Annotated in this window: 14 protein-coding genes and 2 pseudogenes; 13 read left to right on the top strand and 3 right to left on the bottom strand. The window is 64.8% G+C overall.

The window, feature by feature from the left end; genetic code table 11:
- Positions 1-6: 6 nt before the first annotated feature.
- Together GYA95_RS11580 and GYA95_RS11585 are read right to left on the bottom strand one after the other, a co-directional pair.
- Positions 7-1203 carry an amino acid aminotransferase gene (locus GYA95_RS11580; protein WP_015270691.1) on the bottom strand — a complete coding sequence of 399 codons (1197 nt, stop codon included), beginning with the start codon at positions 1201-1203 and terminating at the stop codon, positions 7-9.
- A 225-nt stretch (positions 1204-1428) separates the two neighbouring features.
- Positions 1429-2454, bottom strand: a complete 1026-nt coding sequence (locus tag GYA95_RS11585) for an Ldh family oxidoreductase (protein WP_015270692.1) — start codon at positions 2452-2454, stop codon at positions 1429-1431.
- A gap of 143 nt (positions 2455-2597) precedes the next feature.
- Here GYA95_RS11585 and GYA95_RS11590 point away from each other — a divergent pair, with 143 nt between their 5' ends.
- The 11 genes and pseudogenes from GYA95_RS11590 (at position 2598) to GYA95_RS11640 (ending at position 15391) form a co-directional block, all read left to right on the top strand.
- The gene (locus GYA95_RS11590; RefSeq protein WP_015270693.1) at positions 2598-3470 is read left to right on the top strand and encodes a MurR/RpiR family transcriptional regulator; all 873 of its coding nucleotides are present in this window, start codon (positions 2598-2600) and stop codon (positions 3468-3470) included.
- Positions 3471-3492: 22 nt separating this feature from the next.
- The gene (locus tag GYA95_RS11595) at positions 3493-4245 is read left to right on the top strand and encodes a transporter substrate-binding domain-containing protein (RefSeq protein WP_013972985.1); all 753 of its coding nucleotides are present in this window, start codon (positions 3493-3495) and stop codon (positions 4243-4245) included.
- Between the two features lie 171 nt (positions 4246-4416).
- Positions 4417-5136 (top strand): ABC transporter permease, encoded by a 720-nt coding sequence (locus GYA95_RS11600; protein ID WP_015270694.1) that lies wholly within the window; start codon positions 4417-4419, stop codon positions 5134-5136.
- The gene (locus GYA95_RS11605; protein WP_004376258.1) at positions 5133-5843 is read left to right on the top strand and encodes an ABC transporter permease; all 711 of its coding nucleotides are present in this window, start codon (positions 5133-5135) and stop codon (positions 5841-5843) included. The genes GYA95_RS11600 and GYA95_RS11605 overlap by 4 nt, the downstream gene beginning before the upstream one ends.
- Before the next feature lie 16 nt (positions 5844-5859).
- On the top strand, positions 5860-7104 hold the full coding sequence (locus tag GYA95_RS11610) for an NAD(P)/FAD-dependent oxidoreductase (protein ID WP_015270695.1): 1245 nt from the start codon (positions 5860-5862) through the stop codon (positions 7102-7104).
- Positions 7105-7126: 22 nt separating this feature from the next.
- Positions 7127-7909, top strand: a complete 783-nt coding sequence (locus GYA95_RS11615; RefSeq protein WP_013972988.1) for an amino acid ABC transporter ATP-binding protein — start codon at positions 7127-7129, stop codon at positions 7907-7909.
- Positions 7910-8399: 490 nt separating this feature from the next.
- On the top strand, positions 8400-9209 hold the full coding sequence (locus tag GYA95_RS11620; RefSeq protein ID WP_015270696.1) for a gamma-glutamyl-gamma-aminobutyrate hydrolase family protein: 810 nt from the start codon (positions 8400-8402) through the stop codon (positions 9207-9209).
- Positions 9210-9637: 428 nt separating this feature from the next.
- Positions 9638-10549, top strand: coding sequence for a 5-dehydro-4-deoxyglucarate dehydratase (kdgD, locus tag GYA95_RS11625; RefSeq protein ID WP_015270697.1), 912 nt, complete (start codon positions 9638-9640; stop codon positions 10547-10549).
- Positions 10550-10653: 104 nt separating this feature from the next.
- On the top strand, positions 10654-12015 hold the full coding sequence (locus GYA95_RS11630) for an MFS transporter (RefSeq protein ID WP_015270698.1): 1362 nt from the start codon (positions 10654-10656) through the stop codon (positions 12013-12015).
- Positions 12016-12091: 76 nt separating this feature from the next.
- A pseudogene (gene garD / locus GYA95_RS11635) lies at positions 12092-13645 on the top strand (galactarate dehydratase).
- A gap of 165 nt (positions 13646-13810) precedes the next feature.
- Positions 13811-15391, top strand: a complete 1581-nt coding sequence (locus GYA95_RS11640) for an aldehyde dehydrogenase (NADP(+)) (RefSeq protein ID WP_015270700.1) — start codon at positions 13811-13813, stop codon at positions 15389-15391.
- Positions 15392-15560: 169 nt separating this feature from the next.
- On the opposite strand, the gene GYA95_RS11645 is transcribed toward GYA95_RS11640, so the two are convergent.
- The gene (locus GYA95_RS11645; protein ID WP_015270701.1) at positions 15561-16310 is read right to left on the bottom strand and encodes a FadR/GntR family transcriptional regulator; all 750 of its coding nucleotides are present in this window, start codon (positions 16308-16310) and stop codon (positions 15561-15563) included.
- 114 nt (positions 16311-16424) lie between these two features.
- Between GYA95_RS11645 and GYA95_RS11650 the strand changes: the two are divergent.
- Positions 16425-16799, top strand: a pseudogene (locus GYA95_RS11650) (DUF998 domain-containing protein); the annotation flags it as partial.
- Between the two features lie 74 nt (positions 16800-16873).
- Positions 16874-17203 (top strand): hypothetical protein, encoded by a 330-nt coding sequence (locus GYA95_RS11655; RefSeq protein ID WP_023660807.1) that lies wholly within the window; start codon positions 16874-16876, stop codon positions 17201-17203.
- Positions 17204-17456: the final 253 nt, after the last annotated feature.

Here is a 17456-nt window from a genome sequence, read left to right on the forward strand (position 1 = left end):
ACGGTGTTACTTCTGGACGGCGGCGAAGGCTTCGGCAACCCGTTGCAGGTTGGCCGGACGCAGGCCGGACATGCATACGCGGCCGCTGTCGATCAGGTACACGCCGAACTCGTCACGCAGGCGGCGCACCTGCTCGACGCTGAAGCCGGTGTAGCTGAACATGCCGCGCTGGCGCAGGAAGAACTGGAAGTCCTGGCCTGGCAGCAGCACGGCCAGGGCATCGACCAGCGCCTGGCGCATGTCGAGGATACGTTTGCGCATCACTTCGACTTCCTCGGCCCACTGGGCATTGAGGGCGGCATCGCCGAGCACGCCAGCAACCAGCTGGGCGCCGAAGTTGGGCGGGCTGGAGTAGTTGCGGCGCACGGTAGCCTTCAGCTGGCCGAGCACGCTCTGGGCAGTGGCTTCATCGTCGCAGACCACCGACAGGCCGCCGACACGCTCGCCGTACAGCGAGAAGATCTTCGAGAACGAGTTGCTGACCAGGCACGGCACGCCGGCGCGGGCCATTTCGCGGATGGCGTAGGCGTCTTCCACCAGGCCTTCGGCGAAGCCCTGGTAGGCGATGTCGAGGAACGGGATCAGTTGGCGTGCCTTGACCACTTCAACCACCTGTTGCCACTGGTGCTGTTCCAGGTCGGCGCCGGTGGGGTTGTGGCAGCACGGGTGCAGCAGCACCACGCTGTTGGCCGGCAGGGTCTGCAGGGTGGCCAGCATGCCGTCGAAGTCCACGCCACGGGTGGCCTGGTCGAAGTACGGGTAGGTGTGCACCTTGAAGCCGGCGCCTTCGAAGATGGCGCGGTGGTTGTCCCAGGTCGGGTTGCTGACCCAGACTTCGGACTGCGGGAAGTAGCGCTTGAGGAAGTCGGCGCCGACTTTGAGGGCGCCGGAACCGCCTACGGTCTGCACGGTGGCCACACGCCCGCCGGTAACAGCCGGGTGATCGGCACCGAACAGCAGCGCCTGGATCGCCTGGCGGTAGCTGGCCAGGCCTTCCATCGGCAGGTACAGAGAGGCTTCGTGGTCCTGGCCGGCGATGCGTTTCTCCACCGCATCCACAGCCGCCAGTTGCGGCACCACGCCGGCCTCATCGTAGTACAGGCCGATACTCAGGTTGACCTTGTCGGCGCGCGGGTCGGCCTTGAAGGTTTCCATCAACGAGAGGATCGGGTCGCCGGCATAGGCATCGACATGTTTGAACACAGCGTGCAGCTCCTTGGATCAGGACAGTTCGAAAAGGCAGCCCTGAGCATACCCGGAGTGCGGGCTCAGGAACATCAACTATTGTGCAAGGTTGTCTATGCAACATTGCATGGCTGAGGATTGGTGCTGGATTCTTCGCGGGCATGCCCGCTCCCACAGGTACTGCACAGGTCTCAAGGGCGGTGCTATCACTGTGGGAGCGGGCGCGCCCGCGAAGAGGCCGGGTCAGCCAAGCAGCTCTTTCAGGCCTTGCAATTCCTGCTCGGTCAACGCCACCCCCTCCTCCTCGGCCACCTCGCGCTCGCGGTAACGCCGCTCGCCCGGCATGCGCGTCAGCCCTACCGCCTGCATCTGCTCGACCAGTTCGCGGCTGCGCTGGGCAAACCGCTCGCCCTCGGCCTTGTTCGGGTCGATGACGATGATCAACTGGCCGGTCCACGGCGTCTTCGCCCCCGGGTGCCCCGACCAGTCGAACTCCCAGGAGAAATGCCCGCCGGTCAGCGCCGCCGCCAGCAACTCGACCATCATCGACAAGGCCGAGCCCTTGTGCCCGCCAAATGGCAGCAAGGCGCCGCCTTCCAGAATCGCCTTGGGGTCGGTGGTCGGCTCGCCATTGGCATCCACACCCATGCCCTGCGGCAATTGCTGGCCAGCACGCGCGGCAATCTGCACGTCGCCATGGGCCATGGCGCTGGTGGCCATGTCGAAGACGATCGGGTCATGTTCGGCGCAAGGTGCGGCAAAGGCGATGGGGTTGGTGCCGAACAGCGGCTTGCGGGCGCCGTGCGGCACCACGCAGGTCATGCTGTTGACCACGCTCAGGGCTACCAGGCCTTCGTCGGCGAAAGGCTCCACATCCGGCCACAGCGCGGCGAAGTGGTGCGAGTTGTGGATCGCCAGCACGGCGATGCCAGCGTTGCGCGCCTTCGCCACCAGAAGTTCACGGGCCGCCGCCAGCGCCGGCTGGGCGAAGCCGCCTGCGGCATCGACGCGAACATAACCGGGCGCCACGTCGCTGACCTTCGGCGTGGCCTGGCCATCGACCCAGCCGCTGGCCAATGTCGAAACATAGCCGGGCATGCGGAACACCCCATGGCTATGGGCACCATCGCGCTGGGCGCTGGCGCAGTTGTGGGCCAGCACCCGGGCCACGCTTTCGCTGCAGCCATGGCGCTGGAAAATGCTCTGCAACAGGCCCTGCAGCTCGGTAAAAGGCACACGCACGACGGTGCTGGTGGAAGGTGCGGACATCTGAAGCTCCTTGTTGGAATTGGAATGGCTACAGCGTTGCAACGACAAAAACTTTCCTGCATGTGACAGCTATCTGTCAAATGTTGACTTGATGACAGAAAACAGCCATTTTCTTTCGCAAGCCTTACCCCTGGAGCCGCAGCATGAGCCAACCGATCAAGCAACGCTTGGAAAACAGCCTCGAAGGGGCCGCTGCTTCGGGCCGCAAGATCGCCACCTACATGCTCGCCAATCTGCAGGAACTGCCGTTCCAGACCTCGGCCAGCATTGCCGCCAAGCTGGGCGTCAGCGAATCCAGCGTCGGCCGTTTCTGCCGCTCATTGGGTTATGCCCATCTCAAGGCGTTGAAGCAAGACCTGCAGAACGACCTGGGCGATGGCCCGTGGCTGGTCGGCGACCGCCTGCAAGATTACCGCCAGAACCAGGACGCCAGCGACAACGCCGGCAGCCTGGAGCTGGAAATCGCCGCCCTGGTGCGCGTGCACGAGTATCGCCAGAGCAGCGCCTGGCACAGCGTCGCCCAGCGCCTGGCAAGCAGGCAGCGGGTGTTCATCGCCGGCTTCCAGACCGAGCGTGGCATCGCCATGTGCATGAGCCACCTGCTGCAGTACCTGCGCGATGGCGTGCAGCTGGTGGATATGAGTGCCGGGCACTTTGGCGAAGTATTGCTGGGCCGCGCCGAAGACAGCGCCCTGGTGGTGTTCGAAGCCCGCCGTTATTCCCGCCATGCCCTGCTGTTGTGCCAGAAGGCGCGCGAGGCTGGCATAGCGGTCACCCTGGTGACCGACACCTTCTGTGACTGGGCCGATGCCAACGCCGACGAGGTGTTCCGCATCCCCACCGAGTTCAACCTGTTCTGGGAGTCCACCTCGACCATGCTGTCGTGGGTGCACCTGATGGTCAACGAGGTCTGCAAGAAGCTCGGGCCGGATGTTGAAAAGCGCTTGGAAGCAACTGCCGCTCTACATAACGAATTCGTCGGCTACACCTCGTGGTCGACGGGAAAACAACAATAGCAAGAGTGCAATGAGGTGCGAGATGAAAAAGACCATGGCCTTGGTGGGTGCGTGCGCCCTGCTGCTGTCGGGTGCCGCCAGTGCCGAAACCCTGCGCTTCGCCACCGAGGGCGCCTACCCGCCCTTCAACTATGTCGACGCCAATAACCAGTTGCACGGCTTCGACGTCGACATCACCCACGCCCTGTGCGAGCAGATGAAAGTCGAGTGCACGCTGGTGGCCCAGGACTGGGAAGGCATCATCCCGGCGCTGATGGCACGCAAGTACGACGCGGTGGTCGCGTCGATGATCAATACCGAAGAACGGCGCAAGAAAATCGCCTTCACCGACCACTATTACCGCACCCCGCTGACCGTTGCCGTGGCCAAGGACAGCAAGATCAACGACGCCCAGACCACCTTCGACGGCTACACCGTTGGCGCCCAGTCGTCGTCCACCCAGGCCATCTACGCCGAAGACGTCTACGCCAAGGCCGGTGCCGACGTGAAACTGTACCCGACCATGGACGAAGCCAACGCCGACCTGGCCGCGGGCCGCCTGGACGGGGTGATTGCCGACAAATTCCCGCTGCATGAGTGGATGACCAAGAACGGCGGGGACTGCTGCAAGATCCTCGGTGACGTGGCCGACACCAAGGCCGATGCCGCCATTGCCGTGCGCAAGGACGACGAAGCCCTGCGCCAGCGCCTGAACACCGCGCTGCAACAGATCGTGGCCAACGGCACCTACCAGAAGATCGCCAGCAAGTACTTCGCTTTCGATATCTACAACTGATCTTCAGGAAACTGCGCAATTTCTGTAGGAGCGGCCTTGTGTCGCGACAGGGCCGCAAGGCGGCCCCGGCAATCCCTGCTGCGGCATAGATCCTGGGGCTGCTAAGCAGCCCTTTCGCGACACAAGGCCGCTCCTACAAAGAGTCCGCATTGCCCATCCTAGGGGTTTGTCATGCTCGATCAATTATCCTTGCTGTCCTTCGCCAGTGGAGGCTGGGGCCAGGCGTTGCTGGCCGGCGCCCTGGTCACTGTTTCCCTGGCCCTGGCCTGCCTGCCCATCGGCCTGCCGCTGGGCCTGGTCGTCGCCCTTGCAGCACGCTCGCGCAAGCGCTTGCCGCGAGCCTGGGCCACCACCTTCTCCACCGTGTTCCGTGGCCTGCCCGAACTGCTGACGCTGCTGATCATCTATTACGGCTGCCAGATCGCCGCACAGAAGACTCTCGCAGCCATGGGCTACCAGGGTGAGTTCCTGATCAATACCTTCCTCGCCGCGTTGATCGCCTTCAGCCTGGTGTTCGCCGCGTTCTCCAGCGAGATCTGGCTGGCAGCCTTCAAGACCCTGCCCAAGGGCCAGCTGGAAGCCTGCTCGGCGTTGGGCCTGAGCAAGCGCACCGGCTTCTTCAAGGTGCTGCTGCCGCAATTGACCCGCATCGCCCTGCCCGGCCTGTCCAACAACTGGCTGTCGCTGCTCAAGGACACCTCGCTGGTATCCACCATCTCGCTGGTCGACCTGATGCGCCAGACCAACCTGGCCGTCAGCGTGACCAAGGAGCCGATGTTCTTCTATGGCGTCGCCTGCCTGGGCTACCTGCTGTTCGCCGCCATTTCCGGGCGCGTGTTCGCCTTCATCGAACGGCGCAGCAACCGCCACCTGCAAGGAGCACGCGCATGAGCTTCGAACAACTGCTGGCGCTGGTACTCGACCCCGACCTGCTGGAACGCTACGGCCCACGCTTCCTCGATGGCCTGCTGGTAACGGCCAAGCTGGTGGCGATTTCCTTCAGCCTGGGTGCGGTGCTCGGCCTGTTGCTGGCCCTGGCGCGCATGTCGCGCAGCCTGCTGCTGCAGCGCATGGCCGCCGGCTATGTGTACTTCTTCCGCGGCTCGCCGCTGCTGGCCCAGCTGTTCCTTCTGTATTACGGCCTGGGTTCGCTCAAAGGCTTCTGGCAGGACGTCGGCCTGTGGTGGTTCTTCCGCGAGGCGTGGTTCTGCACCCTGCTGGCGTTCACCCTGAACACCGCCGCCTACCAGGCCGAGATCTTCCGCGGCAGCCTGATGGCCGTCGCCCCCGGCCAGCATGAGGCGGCGCGGGCGCTGAACCTGAAGCGCTCGACCACCTTTTTCAAGGTGATCCTGCCGCAGTCGCTGCTGGTGGCCATCGGCCCGCTGGGCAACGAACTGATCCTGATGATCAAGGCCAGCGCGATCGCCTCGCTGGTGACCATCTACGACCTGATGGGCGTGACCAAACTGGCCTTCTCGCGCAGTTTCGACTTCCAGATCTACCTGTGGGCCGCCGTGCTCTACCTGCTGATCGTCGAACTGGTGCGGCGCCTGCTGAAACACCTGGAAGCCCGCCTGGGCCGCCACCTGAACTGACCGAAGGATACGTTCCATGCATTGCCAGACCCTTGTCCTCGGCGCCGGCATCGTCGGCGTCAGCACCGCGCTGCACCTGCAGGCCCGCGGGCGCCAGGTGATCCTGATCGACCGCGACGAACCGGGCTGCGGCACCAGCCACGGCAACGCCGGGCTGATCGAGCGCTCCAGCGTCATCCCCTATGCCTTCCCGCGGCAACTGGGCGCACTGCTGCGCTATGGCCTGAACCGCCAGCCCGACGTGCGCTACAGCCTGCTGCACCTGCCCAAGGCCGCACCCTGGCTGTGGCGCTATTGGCGCCAGTCGGCCCCCGGGCGCCTGGCCGGGGCCGCCGCCGACATGCTGCCGCTGGTGCAGCGCTGCGTAGAGGAGCACGACGTATTCATTGCTGCCGCCGGCTTGGAAGGGCTGGTGCAGGCCAAAGGCTGGATCGAAGTGTTCCGTGACCCGGCGCTGTTCGAGCAGGCCAAGGCCGACGCCAAGGGCCTGAGCCGTTATGGCCTGCAGTTCGAAATCCTCGAATGCGGGCAGTTGCAGGCCCGCGAGCACCAGCTGGACGCCAGCGTGGTCGGCGGCATCCACTGGCTCGACCCCAAGACCGTGAACAACCCTGGCGCCCTCACCCGTGGCTACGCCACCCTGTTCACGCAGCGCGGCGGGCAGTTCCTGCATGGCGATGCGCGCAGCCTGCGCCAGGTCGACGGCCAATGGCAGGTAGACAGCCGCCGCGGCCCGATCACCGCCAACGAGGTAGTGGCCTGCCTCGGCCCGCAGTCAGCCGACCTGTTCAGCGGCCTTGGCTACCAGATCCCGCTGGCGATCAAGCGTGGCTACCACATGCACTACAGCACCCGTGACGGCGCGCAACTGGAGCATTCCATCTGCGACACCCAGGGCGGCTACGTGCTGGCGCCGATGGCCCGCGGCGTGCGCCTGACCACCGGCATCGAGTTCGACGCCAGCAGCGCGCCGGGCAACCAGATCCAGCTGGGCCGTTGCGAAGCCCTGGCGCGCAAGCTGTTCCCGGCCCTGGGTGAGCGCCTGGACGACACCCCGTGGCTGGGCCGCCGCCCGTGCCTGCCCGACATGCGCCCGGTGATCGGCCCGGCGCCGCGCCACCCAGGGCTGTGGTTCAACTTCGGCCACGCCCACCACGGCCTCACCCTGGGCCCGGTCAGCGGCCGGCTGGTGGCCGAACTGGTCACCGGCGAACGCCCCTTCACCGACCCCGCGCCCTACAGCGCGACCCGTTTCGACTGAACCCCTGCGGGAGAACAACAAGATGACCGCACCACTGAGCCTTGCCACCCTTGCCCCCGAACCCGACCCGCGCCCGGTGCTGATCCGCATCGAAGGCCTGAACAAGCACTACGGCGCGTTCCACGTGCTGCGCGACATCGACCTGCAGGTGCGCGAAGGCGAACGCATCGTGCTGTGTGGGCCGTCCGGCTCGGGCAAGTCGACCCTGATCCGCTGCATCAACCGCCTGGAAGTGGCCCAGCAGGGCAGCATCAAGGTGGATGGCATCGACCTGGCGGCCACCACCCGCGAAGCGGCGCAGGTGCGCAGCGACATCGGCATGGTGTTCCAGCACTTCAACCTGTTCCCGCACATGAGCGTGCTCGACAACTGCCTGCTGGCCCCCACCAGCGTGCGCGGCCTGTCGCGCAAGGACGCCGAGGAGCGGGCGCGCATGTACCTGAGCAAGGTCGGCATCGAAAGCCAGGCGCACAAGTACCCCAGCCAGCTGTCCGGCGGCCAGCAGCAGCGCGTGGCGATTGCCCGGGCGCTGTGCATGAAGCCGCGGATCATGCTGTTCGACGAGCCCACCTCGGCGCTGGACCCGGAGATGGTCGCCGAGGTGCTGGATGTGCTGGTGCAACTGGCCGGCACTGGCATGACCATGCTTTGCGTCACCCATGAAATGGGCTTTGCCCGCCAGGTAGCCGAGCGGGTGCTGTTCCTCGAGGGCGGGCAGATCATTGAAGACAGCCCGCCGCAGGTGTTCTTCAACCAGCCGCGTACCGAGCGGGCCAAGGGGTTCCTGGCGCAGATACTGCACTGATTGAAAATGATGAAAGCTGGCGCAATATCTGTGTAGGAGCGGCCTTGTGCCGCGAAAGGGCTGCGCAGCAGCCCCAGGGTTTCAGCGCAGGTGCACAAATTGCCGGGGCTGCTTTGCAGCCCTTTCGCGACACAAGGCCGCTCCTACAGGTTCCGCGTCAGCCGAAGGAGTGAGCGACTCTGCCGGCCCTTCATTGCACCGCTGCAAAGACCCAACTGCATCGTTAAATATTATTGACCTTAACCCCCGCCAAACCCACGCCGCCACAGGCCCGCATCGGTTTCAGCCCCCAAAAACCGGCGCATTCCCTGCCATCAAGCCCTGCTCCGTCGTTTGACATATCGAACGGCTCTGGCAAGCTATCTACAAGCCCCGACCGGAATCGTCGCCTCCGACGAGCCGGCAGTGCTCGGGGCTACAGGTTGCACCCATGGCCCCGCGCCGTGCACCTGCACAACAACGACAGGCCGAACCTGTCCCAAGGTGACATATGTCCAACAGCAACATTGGCAACAAGCAACCCTCCCTGCGCAAACCCGTCGTCCTGATGACCATGGGCAGCCAAGAGCGCAAAGGCCATGACTACCAGGTCATGACCCACAAATACATCACCCCGCTGGTCGAGTTTTCCGATTGCGTCCCGGTGCTGGTGCCCACCTGCTGCGGCATCGAAGACCTCGAGACCTATCTGGACATGGCCGACGGCGTGTACCTGACCGGTGCCGGCAGCAACATCGACCCGGCCCTGTACGGCCAGGAAAACGAGACCCCCGGCAAAGGCCAGGACCAGAACCGCGACCTGTTCGACATCCCGCTGGTCAAGGCCGCGATCAAGCGTGGCCTGCCGATCTTCGGCATCTGCCGTGGCATGCAGGAAATCAACGTGGCCCTGGGTGGCGACATCTACCAGAAGGTGTACGCCGAGCCTGGCTTCAACGACCACCGGGAAAACCCGGAAGACCCGGTCGAGGTGCAATACGCCCAGGTGCACGGCGTGAAGATCAAGCCGGACAGCTGGCTGCGTGACACCCTGGGTACCGACGAGATTCGCGTCAACTCGCTGCATGGCCAAGGCCTGCACAAGCTCGGTGCCGGCATCGAGGCCATCGCCCACGCCGAAGACGGCTTGGTCGAGGCGATCCATGCCCCGAGCATCTCGCCATTCCTGTTCGCCGTGCAGTGGCACCCGGAGTGGCAAGCGGCGAAGAACCCGGATTCGATCAAGATTTTCCAGGCTTTCGGCGACGCTTGCCGGGCCCAGGTACGCAAGGCGCAGATCAAGCGCCAGCACGCTGCCTGACCCCAGTTTCCTCTGCTTTGATCGCGGGGCGGCGCAAGGCCGCCCCCGTTTTCCCCGGTCACCCTCTGCTGGTCCCAGAACACTTCCCGTGGAAACGGGCGGCGGGCTTGTGCCTGTCTCCGCGATCTTTTTTCCTGCCCCTCAAGAGATACGATGACTGATCGCGATTAGTCTGCCATCTATGTCTCATGCATCTCTTGTTGTCGCCTGTTCTGGCCTCTTCGCGGGCAACCCCGCTCCTACAAGCGCGACGCGGTCCCTGTAGGAGCGGATTTACCCGCGAAGAGGCCGGCACAGGCAATAACACGCCTTCCGCCCCTCCACAAAAAAATCTCCCCAAGGGACTAGTCATCGTACAAGTTGTACGATAACTTACCTCCAACGCAAAACATCACCCTTCACCCAAGCGCCACAGGATGCCAACAACAATGACTCCACAAGAACTCAAATCCATCCTCTCCCACGGCCTGCTGTCTTTCCCGGTCACCGACTTCAACGCCCATGGCGACTTCAACCCGGCTGGCTACGTCAAGCGCCTGGAATGGCTGGCCCCGTACGGCGCCAGCGCCCTGTTCGCCGCCGGTGGCACCGGTGAGTTCTTCTCGCTGGCTGCCAGCGAGTACAGCCAGGTGATCAAGACCGCCGTCGACACCTGCGCCAAGTCGGTCCCTATCCTCGCCGGCGTCGGTGGCTCCACCCGCCAGGCCATCGAATACGCGCAAGAAGCCGAGCGCCTGGGTGCCAAGGGCCTGCTGCTGCTGCCCCACTACCTGACCGAAGCCAGCCAGGAAGGCGTCGCCGCCCACGTCGAAGCCGTATGCAAATCGGTAAACATCGGCGTAGTCGTCTACAACCGCAACGTCTGCCGCCTGAACGCCGACCTGCTGGAAAAACTCGCCGAGCGCTGCCCGAACCTGATCGGCTACAAGGACGGCCTGGGTGACATCGAGCTGATGGTGTCGATCCGTCGCCGCCTGGGCGACCGCTTCAGCTACCTGGGCGGCCTGCCGACCGCCGAGGTGTATGCTGCTGCCTACAAGGCCCTGGGCGTGCCGGTGTACTCCTCCGCCGTGTTCAACTTCGTGCCGAAGACCGCCATGGACTTCTACAACGCCATCGCCCGTGACGACCACGCCACCGTGGCCAAGCTGATCGACGACTTCTTCCTGCCTTACCTGGACATCCGCAACCGCAAGGCCGGCTATGCCGTGAGCATCGTCAAGGCCGGCGCCAGGATCGCCGGTTATGACGCCGGCCCGGTGCGTACTCCGCTTACCGACCTCACCGCCGACGAGTACGAAAAACTCGCCGCGCTGATGGACAAGATGGGCCCGCAGTAAGCGCCGCCCGCGGCCTGCCAGATGCCGCGCCCGGAGTGGGCCAGCCCCGCTCCGGTTACAATTCGTGAGCCCGCACAAAAATAACTAGTGGGAGTACTACCAGCATGCAAGCGACGAAGAAGACGCATGTGCGCTACCTGATCCTGTTCATGCTGTTCCTGGTGACCACGATCAACTACGCTGACCGCGCCACCATTGCCATCGCGGGCTCCAGCCTGCAGAAAGACCTCGGCATCGATGCCGTGACCCTCGGCTACATCTTCTCCGCCTTCGGATGGGCATACGTGGCTGGCCAGATTCCTGGTGGCTGGCTGCTCGACCGCTTCGGTTCCAAGAACGTCTACGCCTTCAGCATCTTCACCTGGTCGCTGTTCACCCTGCTGCAGGGCTTTGTCGGTGGCCTGCCGGTAGCCTGGGCGGTGGTGACTTTGTTCACCCTGCGCTTTTTGGTCGGTTTTGCCGAAGCCCCGTCGTTCCCCGGCAATGCGCGCATCGTCGCGGCCTGGTTCCCGACCCAGGAACGCGGCACCGCCTCGGCCATCTTCAACTCGGCGCAGTACTTCGCCACCGCACTGTTCGCACCGATCATGGGCTGGATCGTGTTCAGCTTCGGCTGGGAGCACGTGTTCGTGGTCATGGGCGCACTGGGCATCGTGTTCTCCATGGTGTGGCTGAAGACCATCTACAACCCGCGCCAACACCCACGTATCAGCCCAGGTGAACTCGAACACATCGAGCAGAATGGCGGGCTGGTGGACATGGACCAGAAGCGCGGCAACGACGGCCCGAAATGGGGCTACATCAAGCAACTGCTGACCAGCCGCATGCTGCTGGGCGTGTACCTGGGCCAGTACTGCATCAACGCCATCACCTACTTCTTCCTCACCTGGTTCCCGGTGTACCTGGTGCAGGAGCGCGGCATGACCATCCTCAAGGCCGGCTTCATCGCCTCGCTGCCGGCGGTCTGCGGCTTCATCGGTGGTGTGCTGGGCGGGGTGATCTCCGACTGGCTGCTGCGCCGCGGCAACTCGCTGACCTTCTCGCGCAAGCTGCCGATCGTCTGCGGCCTGCTGCTGTCGACCACCATGGTGTTCTGCAACTACGTCGACGCCGAGTGGATGGTGGTCGGTTTCATGACCCTGGCGTTCTTCGGCAAAGGCATCGGCGCGCTGGGCTGGGCGGTGGTCGCCGACACCTCGCCGAAACAGATCGCCGGGCTGTCGGGCGGGCTGTTCAACACCTTCGGCAACATCGCCTCGATCACCACGCCAATCGTGATCGGCTACATCATCAGCGCCACGGGTTCGTTCAAGTGGGCCCTGGTGTACGTCGGCGCCAACGCCCTGGTGGCGGTGTTCAGCTACCTGGTGATCGTCGGCCCGATCAAGCGCATCGAGCTGCGTGAAAGCCCAAAGCCTGACGCCGAGCCAGCGGCCGGCAGCGAACTGGCCGGCTCGCGCCACTGAGTGAACACGCCCGCGGCGGCCACCCGCCGCGGGCGGATGTACAAAAGCCTGAGAACCTGACAAGTAGGGCCCGAACATGCAGTTGATCGAACATTCCGACTCGCCCCGCTACGTCCGCCTGCACGACGATGACAATGTCGTGGTGGTGGTCAATGATGGCGGACTGGGCGAAGGCGCCCGCTTCGCCGACGGCCTGACCCTGGTCGAAGGCGTGCCACAGAGCCACAAGGTGGCCACCGTAGCCATCGCCAAGGGCGAACCGGTGCGCCGCTACGGGCAGATCATCGGCTACGCGCTGGAAGACCTGCGCCAGGGCAGCTGGGTGCAGGAGAGCCAGCTGGCCATGCCGGCCGCGCCGGAGCTGGACAGCCTGCCACGCTGCGACGCCGTCCCGCAGCCGCTGCCGCCGCTCGAAGGCTTCACCTTCGAAGGCTACCGCAACGCCGACGGCACCGTCGGCACCCGCAACATCCTCGGCATCACCACCACCGTGCAGTGCGTGGCCGGCGTGCTGGAGCATGCGGTAAAGCGCGTTCGCAGCGAGTTGCTGCCCAAGTATCCCAATGTCGATGACGTGGTGGCGATCACCCACAGCTACGGCTGCGGTGTGGCGATCAACGCGCGCGATGCCTACATCCCGATCCGCACGGTGCGCAACCTGGCGCGCAACCCCAACCTGGGCGGCGAGGCCCTGGTCATCAGCCTGGGCTGCGAAAAGCTGCAGGCCGGCCAGGTGATGCACGACAACGACCCGTCGGTGGACCTCAGCGACCCGTGGCTGTACCGCCTGCAGGACGCCAGCCTGGGCTTTGTGGAAATGATCGAGCAGATCATGCAACTGGCCGAGACACGCCTGAAGAAACTCGATCAGCGCCGCCGCGTAAGCGTGCCGGCCAGCGAACTGATCCTGGGTATGCAGTGCGGGGGCAGCGATGCCTTCTCGGGCATCACCGCCAACCCGGCGCTGGGCTACGCCGCCGACCTGCTGGTACGCGCCGGCGCCACCGTGCTGTTCTCGGAGGTGACCGAAGTGCGCGACGCCATCTATATGCTCACCTCGCGGGCGGAAAACCAGGAGGTCGCAGACGCCCTGGTGCGCGAAATGGACTGGTACGACCGCTACCTGCAGTAAGGCGCCGCCGACCGCAGCGCCAACACCACGCCGGGCAACAAGAAAGGCGGCCTGTCGAATATCGTCGAGAAGTCCCTGGGGTCGATCGTCAAGTCCGGTAGCGGCGCCATCCAGGGCGTGCTCGGCCCGGGCGAGCGGGTCAACCGCAAAGGCCTGATCTTCTGCGCCACCCCGGCCAGCGACTTTGTGTGCGGCACCCTGCAACTGGCTGCCGGCATGAACCTGCATGTGTTCACCACCGGCCGCGGCACGCCATACGGTCTGGCCATGGCGCCAGTGGTCAAGGTATGCACCCGCAGCGAGCTGGCCCAGCGCTGGCCCGACCTGATCGACATCGACGCCGGGCGCATCGCCAGCGGCCGCTCGACCATCGAGGAGCTGGGCTGGGAGCTGTTCCACTACTACCTGGACGTGGCCAGCGGCCGCAAGCAGACCTGGGCCGAACAGCATCGCCTGCACAACGACATCACCCTGTTCAACCCGGCACCGATTACCTGATGACCCGGCTTCTCGACAGTGTCGCGATCCCTGTGGGAGCGGGCGAGCCCGCGAAGCAGGCAACCCGGTGTATGGCACCGGCTGCGCCGGTGTTCGCGGGCTCGCCCGCTCCCACAGGTCATGCGACAACCTGCCAGATTTTCTCTCAACCTACAGGAGCACCCCATGCCTGAAATCCTCGGCCACAACTTCATCGCCGGCCAGCGCAGCGCCGCTGGCCCGCAGCGCCTGCAGAGCCTGGACGCCAGCACCGGCGAGGCCCTGCCCTACAGCTTCGCCCAGGCCACCGAAAGCGAAGTGGACCAGGCCGCCAAGGCCGCGGCCGCCGCTTTCGCCGAATTCCGCCAGCTGGCCCCGGCGCGGCGCGCCGAATTCCTTGACGCCATCGCCGCCGAGCTGGACGAACTGGACGACGCCTTCGTCGCCATCGTCTGCCGTGAAACCGCCCTGCCCCCCGCCCGTATCCAGGGCGAGCGCGGCCGCACCAGCGGCCAGATGCGCCTGTTCGCCCAGGTGCTGCGCCGTGGTGACTTCCTCGGTGCACGCATCGACCTGGCCCTGCCCGAGCGTCAGCCCCTGCCACGCGTGGACCTGCGCCAGATGCGCATCGGCGTCGGCCCGGTCGCCGTATTCGGCGCCAGCAACTTCCCGTTGGCCTTCTCCACCGCCGGTGGCGATACCGCTGCGGCCCTGGCCGCCGGTTGCCCGGTGGTGTTCAAGGCCCACAGCGGCCACATGGCCACCGCCGACCTGGTCGGCTGTGCCATCCAGCGCGCCGCCGAGCGCACCGGCATGCCCAAGGGCGTGTTCAACATGGTGTTCGGTGGCGGCGTCGGTGAGTGGCTGGTCAAACACCCGGCCATCCAGGCCGTCGGCTTCACCGGCTCGCTGAAAGGCGGTGACGCCCTGTGCCGCATGGCCGCCGAGCGCCCGCAGCCGATCCCGGTGTTCGCCGAGATGTCCAGTATCAACCCGGTCATCATCCTGCCGGGCGCCCTGGCCAAGCGTGGCGAAGCCATCGCCCGAGAACTGGCCGGTTCGGTGTGCCTGGGCGCAGGCCAGTTCTGCACCAACCCGGGCCTGGTGATCGGCCTGCAGTCGCCGCAGTACAGCCAACTGCTGGCAGAGCTTGGCCTGCACCTGAGCCAGCAGGCCGGCCAGACCATGCTCAACGCAGGTGGCCTGCGCAGCTACGTCGGTGGCCTGGAGCACCTACACGCCCATGCCGGTATCGAGCACCTGGCCGGCCAGGCGCAGGCAGGCAGCCAGGCGCGCGCCCAGCTGTTCAAGGCCGATGCCCGCCTGCTGGTGGAGTCTGACCCGCTGCTGCAGGAAGAAGTGTTCGGCCCGACCACTGTTGCCGTGGAAGTGCAGGACAACGATCAGTTGCGCGCCGCCCTGCTCGGCCTGCGCGGCCAGCTGACCGCGACCCTGATTGGCGAGCCGGAAGACCTGCAGGCCTTCGCCTGGCTGGTGCCGCTACTGGAGGAGAAAGTCGGGCGGATCCTGATCAACGGCTACCCGACCGGTGTCGAGGTGTGTGATGCGATGGTGCACGGCGGGCCTTACCCGGCCACGTCGGATGCGCGCGGCACGTCGGTCGGCACCCTGGCCATCGACCGCTTCCTGCGCCCGGTGTGCTACCAGAACTACCCGCAGGCACTGTTGCCTGAGGCACTGCGCGACGGCAACCCGCTGGGGCTGCGCCGGCTGGTAAATGGCCAGTGGAGTGAGGGCGCGATCTGATCGCCCCTTGAAACCAGAAAGCCCCGCGCATGGCGGGGCTTTTCTTTTGGCTGTACCGACCTCTTCGCGGGCACGCCCGCTCCCACAAGTATCGCTGCACCCTCAAGATAAGGTGATCCCTGTGGGAGCGGGCGCGCCCGCGAAGAGGCCGGTACAAGCGACGAAGGCCTCAGGCCCCCTGCGCCTCGGCCTCTTCATGCGCCTGGCGCAAGCGCTCGCGGCTGTTGCTCAGGTGCATGCGCATGGCCATCTTCGCCCCTTCGCTATCACGCCGGGCGATGGCTTCGTAGATCGCCTCGTGCTCATGCATCAGCCGGCTCATGTAGTGCGCCTGGTCATCATGGGCCAGCCGCGCCGAATTCAACCGGGTACGCGGGATGATGCTGGTGCCCAGGTGGTTGATGATGTCGGCGAAGTAGTGGTTGCCGCTGGCCTGGGCAATGCGCAGGTGGAACTGGAAATCCGCCGACACCGCATCCGTGGCGTGGGCAGCCCCTTCGTTGAGTTCGTCCAGCGCCGCACGCATGCCGGCCAGCTCTTCGTCGCTGCGCCGCTGCGCCGCCAGGCCCGCCGATTCGATCTCCAGGGCAATGCGCAATTCCAGCACCGCCAACACTTCGCGAAGGGTGACCACGGTCGCCGGGTCGATACGGAAACCACCCGTTGCTGGCGCGTCCAGCACGAAGGTACCGATGCCGTGGCGGGTCTCGACCTGCCCGGCAGCCTGCAGCCGCGAGATCGCTTCACGCACCACCGTGCGGCTGACACCCTCTTCGGCCATGATCTGCGATTCGGTCGGCAGCTTGTCGCCGCGCTTGAGCTGGCCGCTGCGAATGCGCTCGGTCAGCACCGTGACCAGTTCCTGAGCCAGACTGCGCGGCTTGCGCCGGGTCTTTGCCTGTACCTGCTGCTCTGTCATTGCCCTGTATTTCACCTTGAAAGACAGCGTTCATCATAGCGCAAGCAGTTGTACGATCACATACACGCAGTGCGGTATTTCCCGGCGTCCGTAGGCGACACGCAGCCCTGAACGAATGGTCTGGGCAGCCTGGGTACCGGCTGGTTTCCCTGCGACCAAGGTTGCGCTCCGGCGCAGCCTTCCCCTTCACAGCAGCTACACAACCTGTCCGGCTTGCTGATGTTCCTTTCGCTGACCCTTGCAAGCGCACTGTGGGCCTGGTTGGGCAATCGCATTGCCGGCTCCAGGGCACTGGGGCTGTTTTCCCTGGCCTGCGTGGTGCTGGCGATCCTGACCGTCGTACTCATGGGCAAGGCAGCGCAAAGCGGCCAATGGTTCGGCCTGTACCAGCGCCTGAACTACGGCGTATCGGTGATCTGGGTCGCCAGCCTGGCCTGGACCAGCCTGCGCACACACCGCGCCAGCCCGTTGCGGATGGCAACAACCTGACGGCAATTTGCTGGCCCCCGGTAGCTGCTTGTGAAGGCAAACTTCGTTTTCCTTCAGATGCTTAGGACAGCAACATGCGAGTACTTCTAGCAACGATGGCCGGCTGCCTGCTAGCCACGCTCGCTTTCGGCGCCCAGGCACGGGCGCTGAGCCAGAACGATCGCCACACTTGCGGCTGGGGCGCACAGATAGCCGCCGAAGCGCAGCAGGCCAAGCTTTCCGGGGTAACCCTGTATGCCACGCGCAAGAAGTTGCAGGCGCGCAAATTCCCCAAACCGTGGATGCGCATGACCGCCTTCGGCATTACCGAACAGACCTACAACAGCCGCTCGCGGCTAAAGCCTGCAGCGATCAAGCAGACCTATTACGAGCAGTGCGTGCAACATGCGGTAGCAAGGCGATAAAGCTCTGGCTCTTTGGGCTGCGCTGTCGCGCAGAAAACAAATATCGCTCGTTTGAAGCGTCCTCTGCAGGAGCAGCCTTGTGCTGCGAAGAGGCCGGTACAAGCAATAGACAAGCTTTGTCAGTAACGGCCTCTTCGCAGCACAAGGCTGCGCCTACAGAACTTCACTAAACCAATGAGGCATGTGTTGTTCTATGAGAGCGGCCTTGGGCATTTGTTAAACTGATGAAAACTGTCGGACGCAACCAAGACCA

The sequence above is a fragment of the Pseudomonas asiatica genome, assembly GCF_009932335.1.
In the GTDB taxonomy this organism is placed as follows: Bacteria; Pseudomonadota; Gammaproteobacteria; order Pseudomonadales; family Pseudomonadaceae; genus Aquipseudomonas; species Aquipseudomonas asiatica.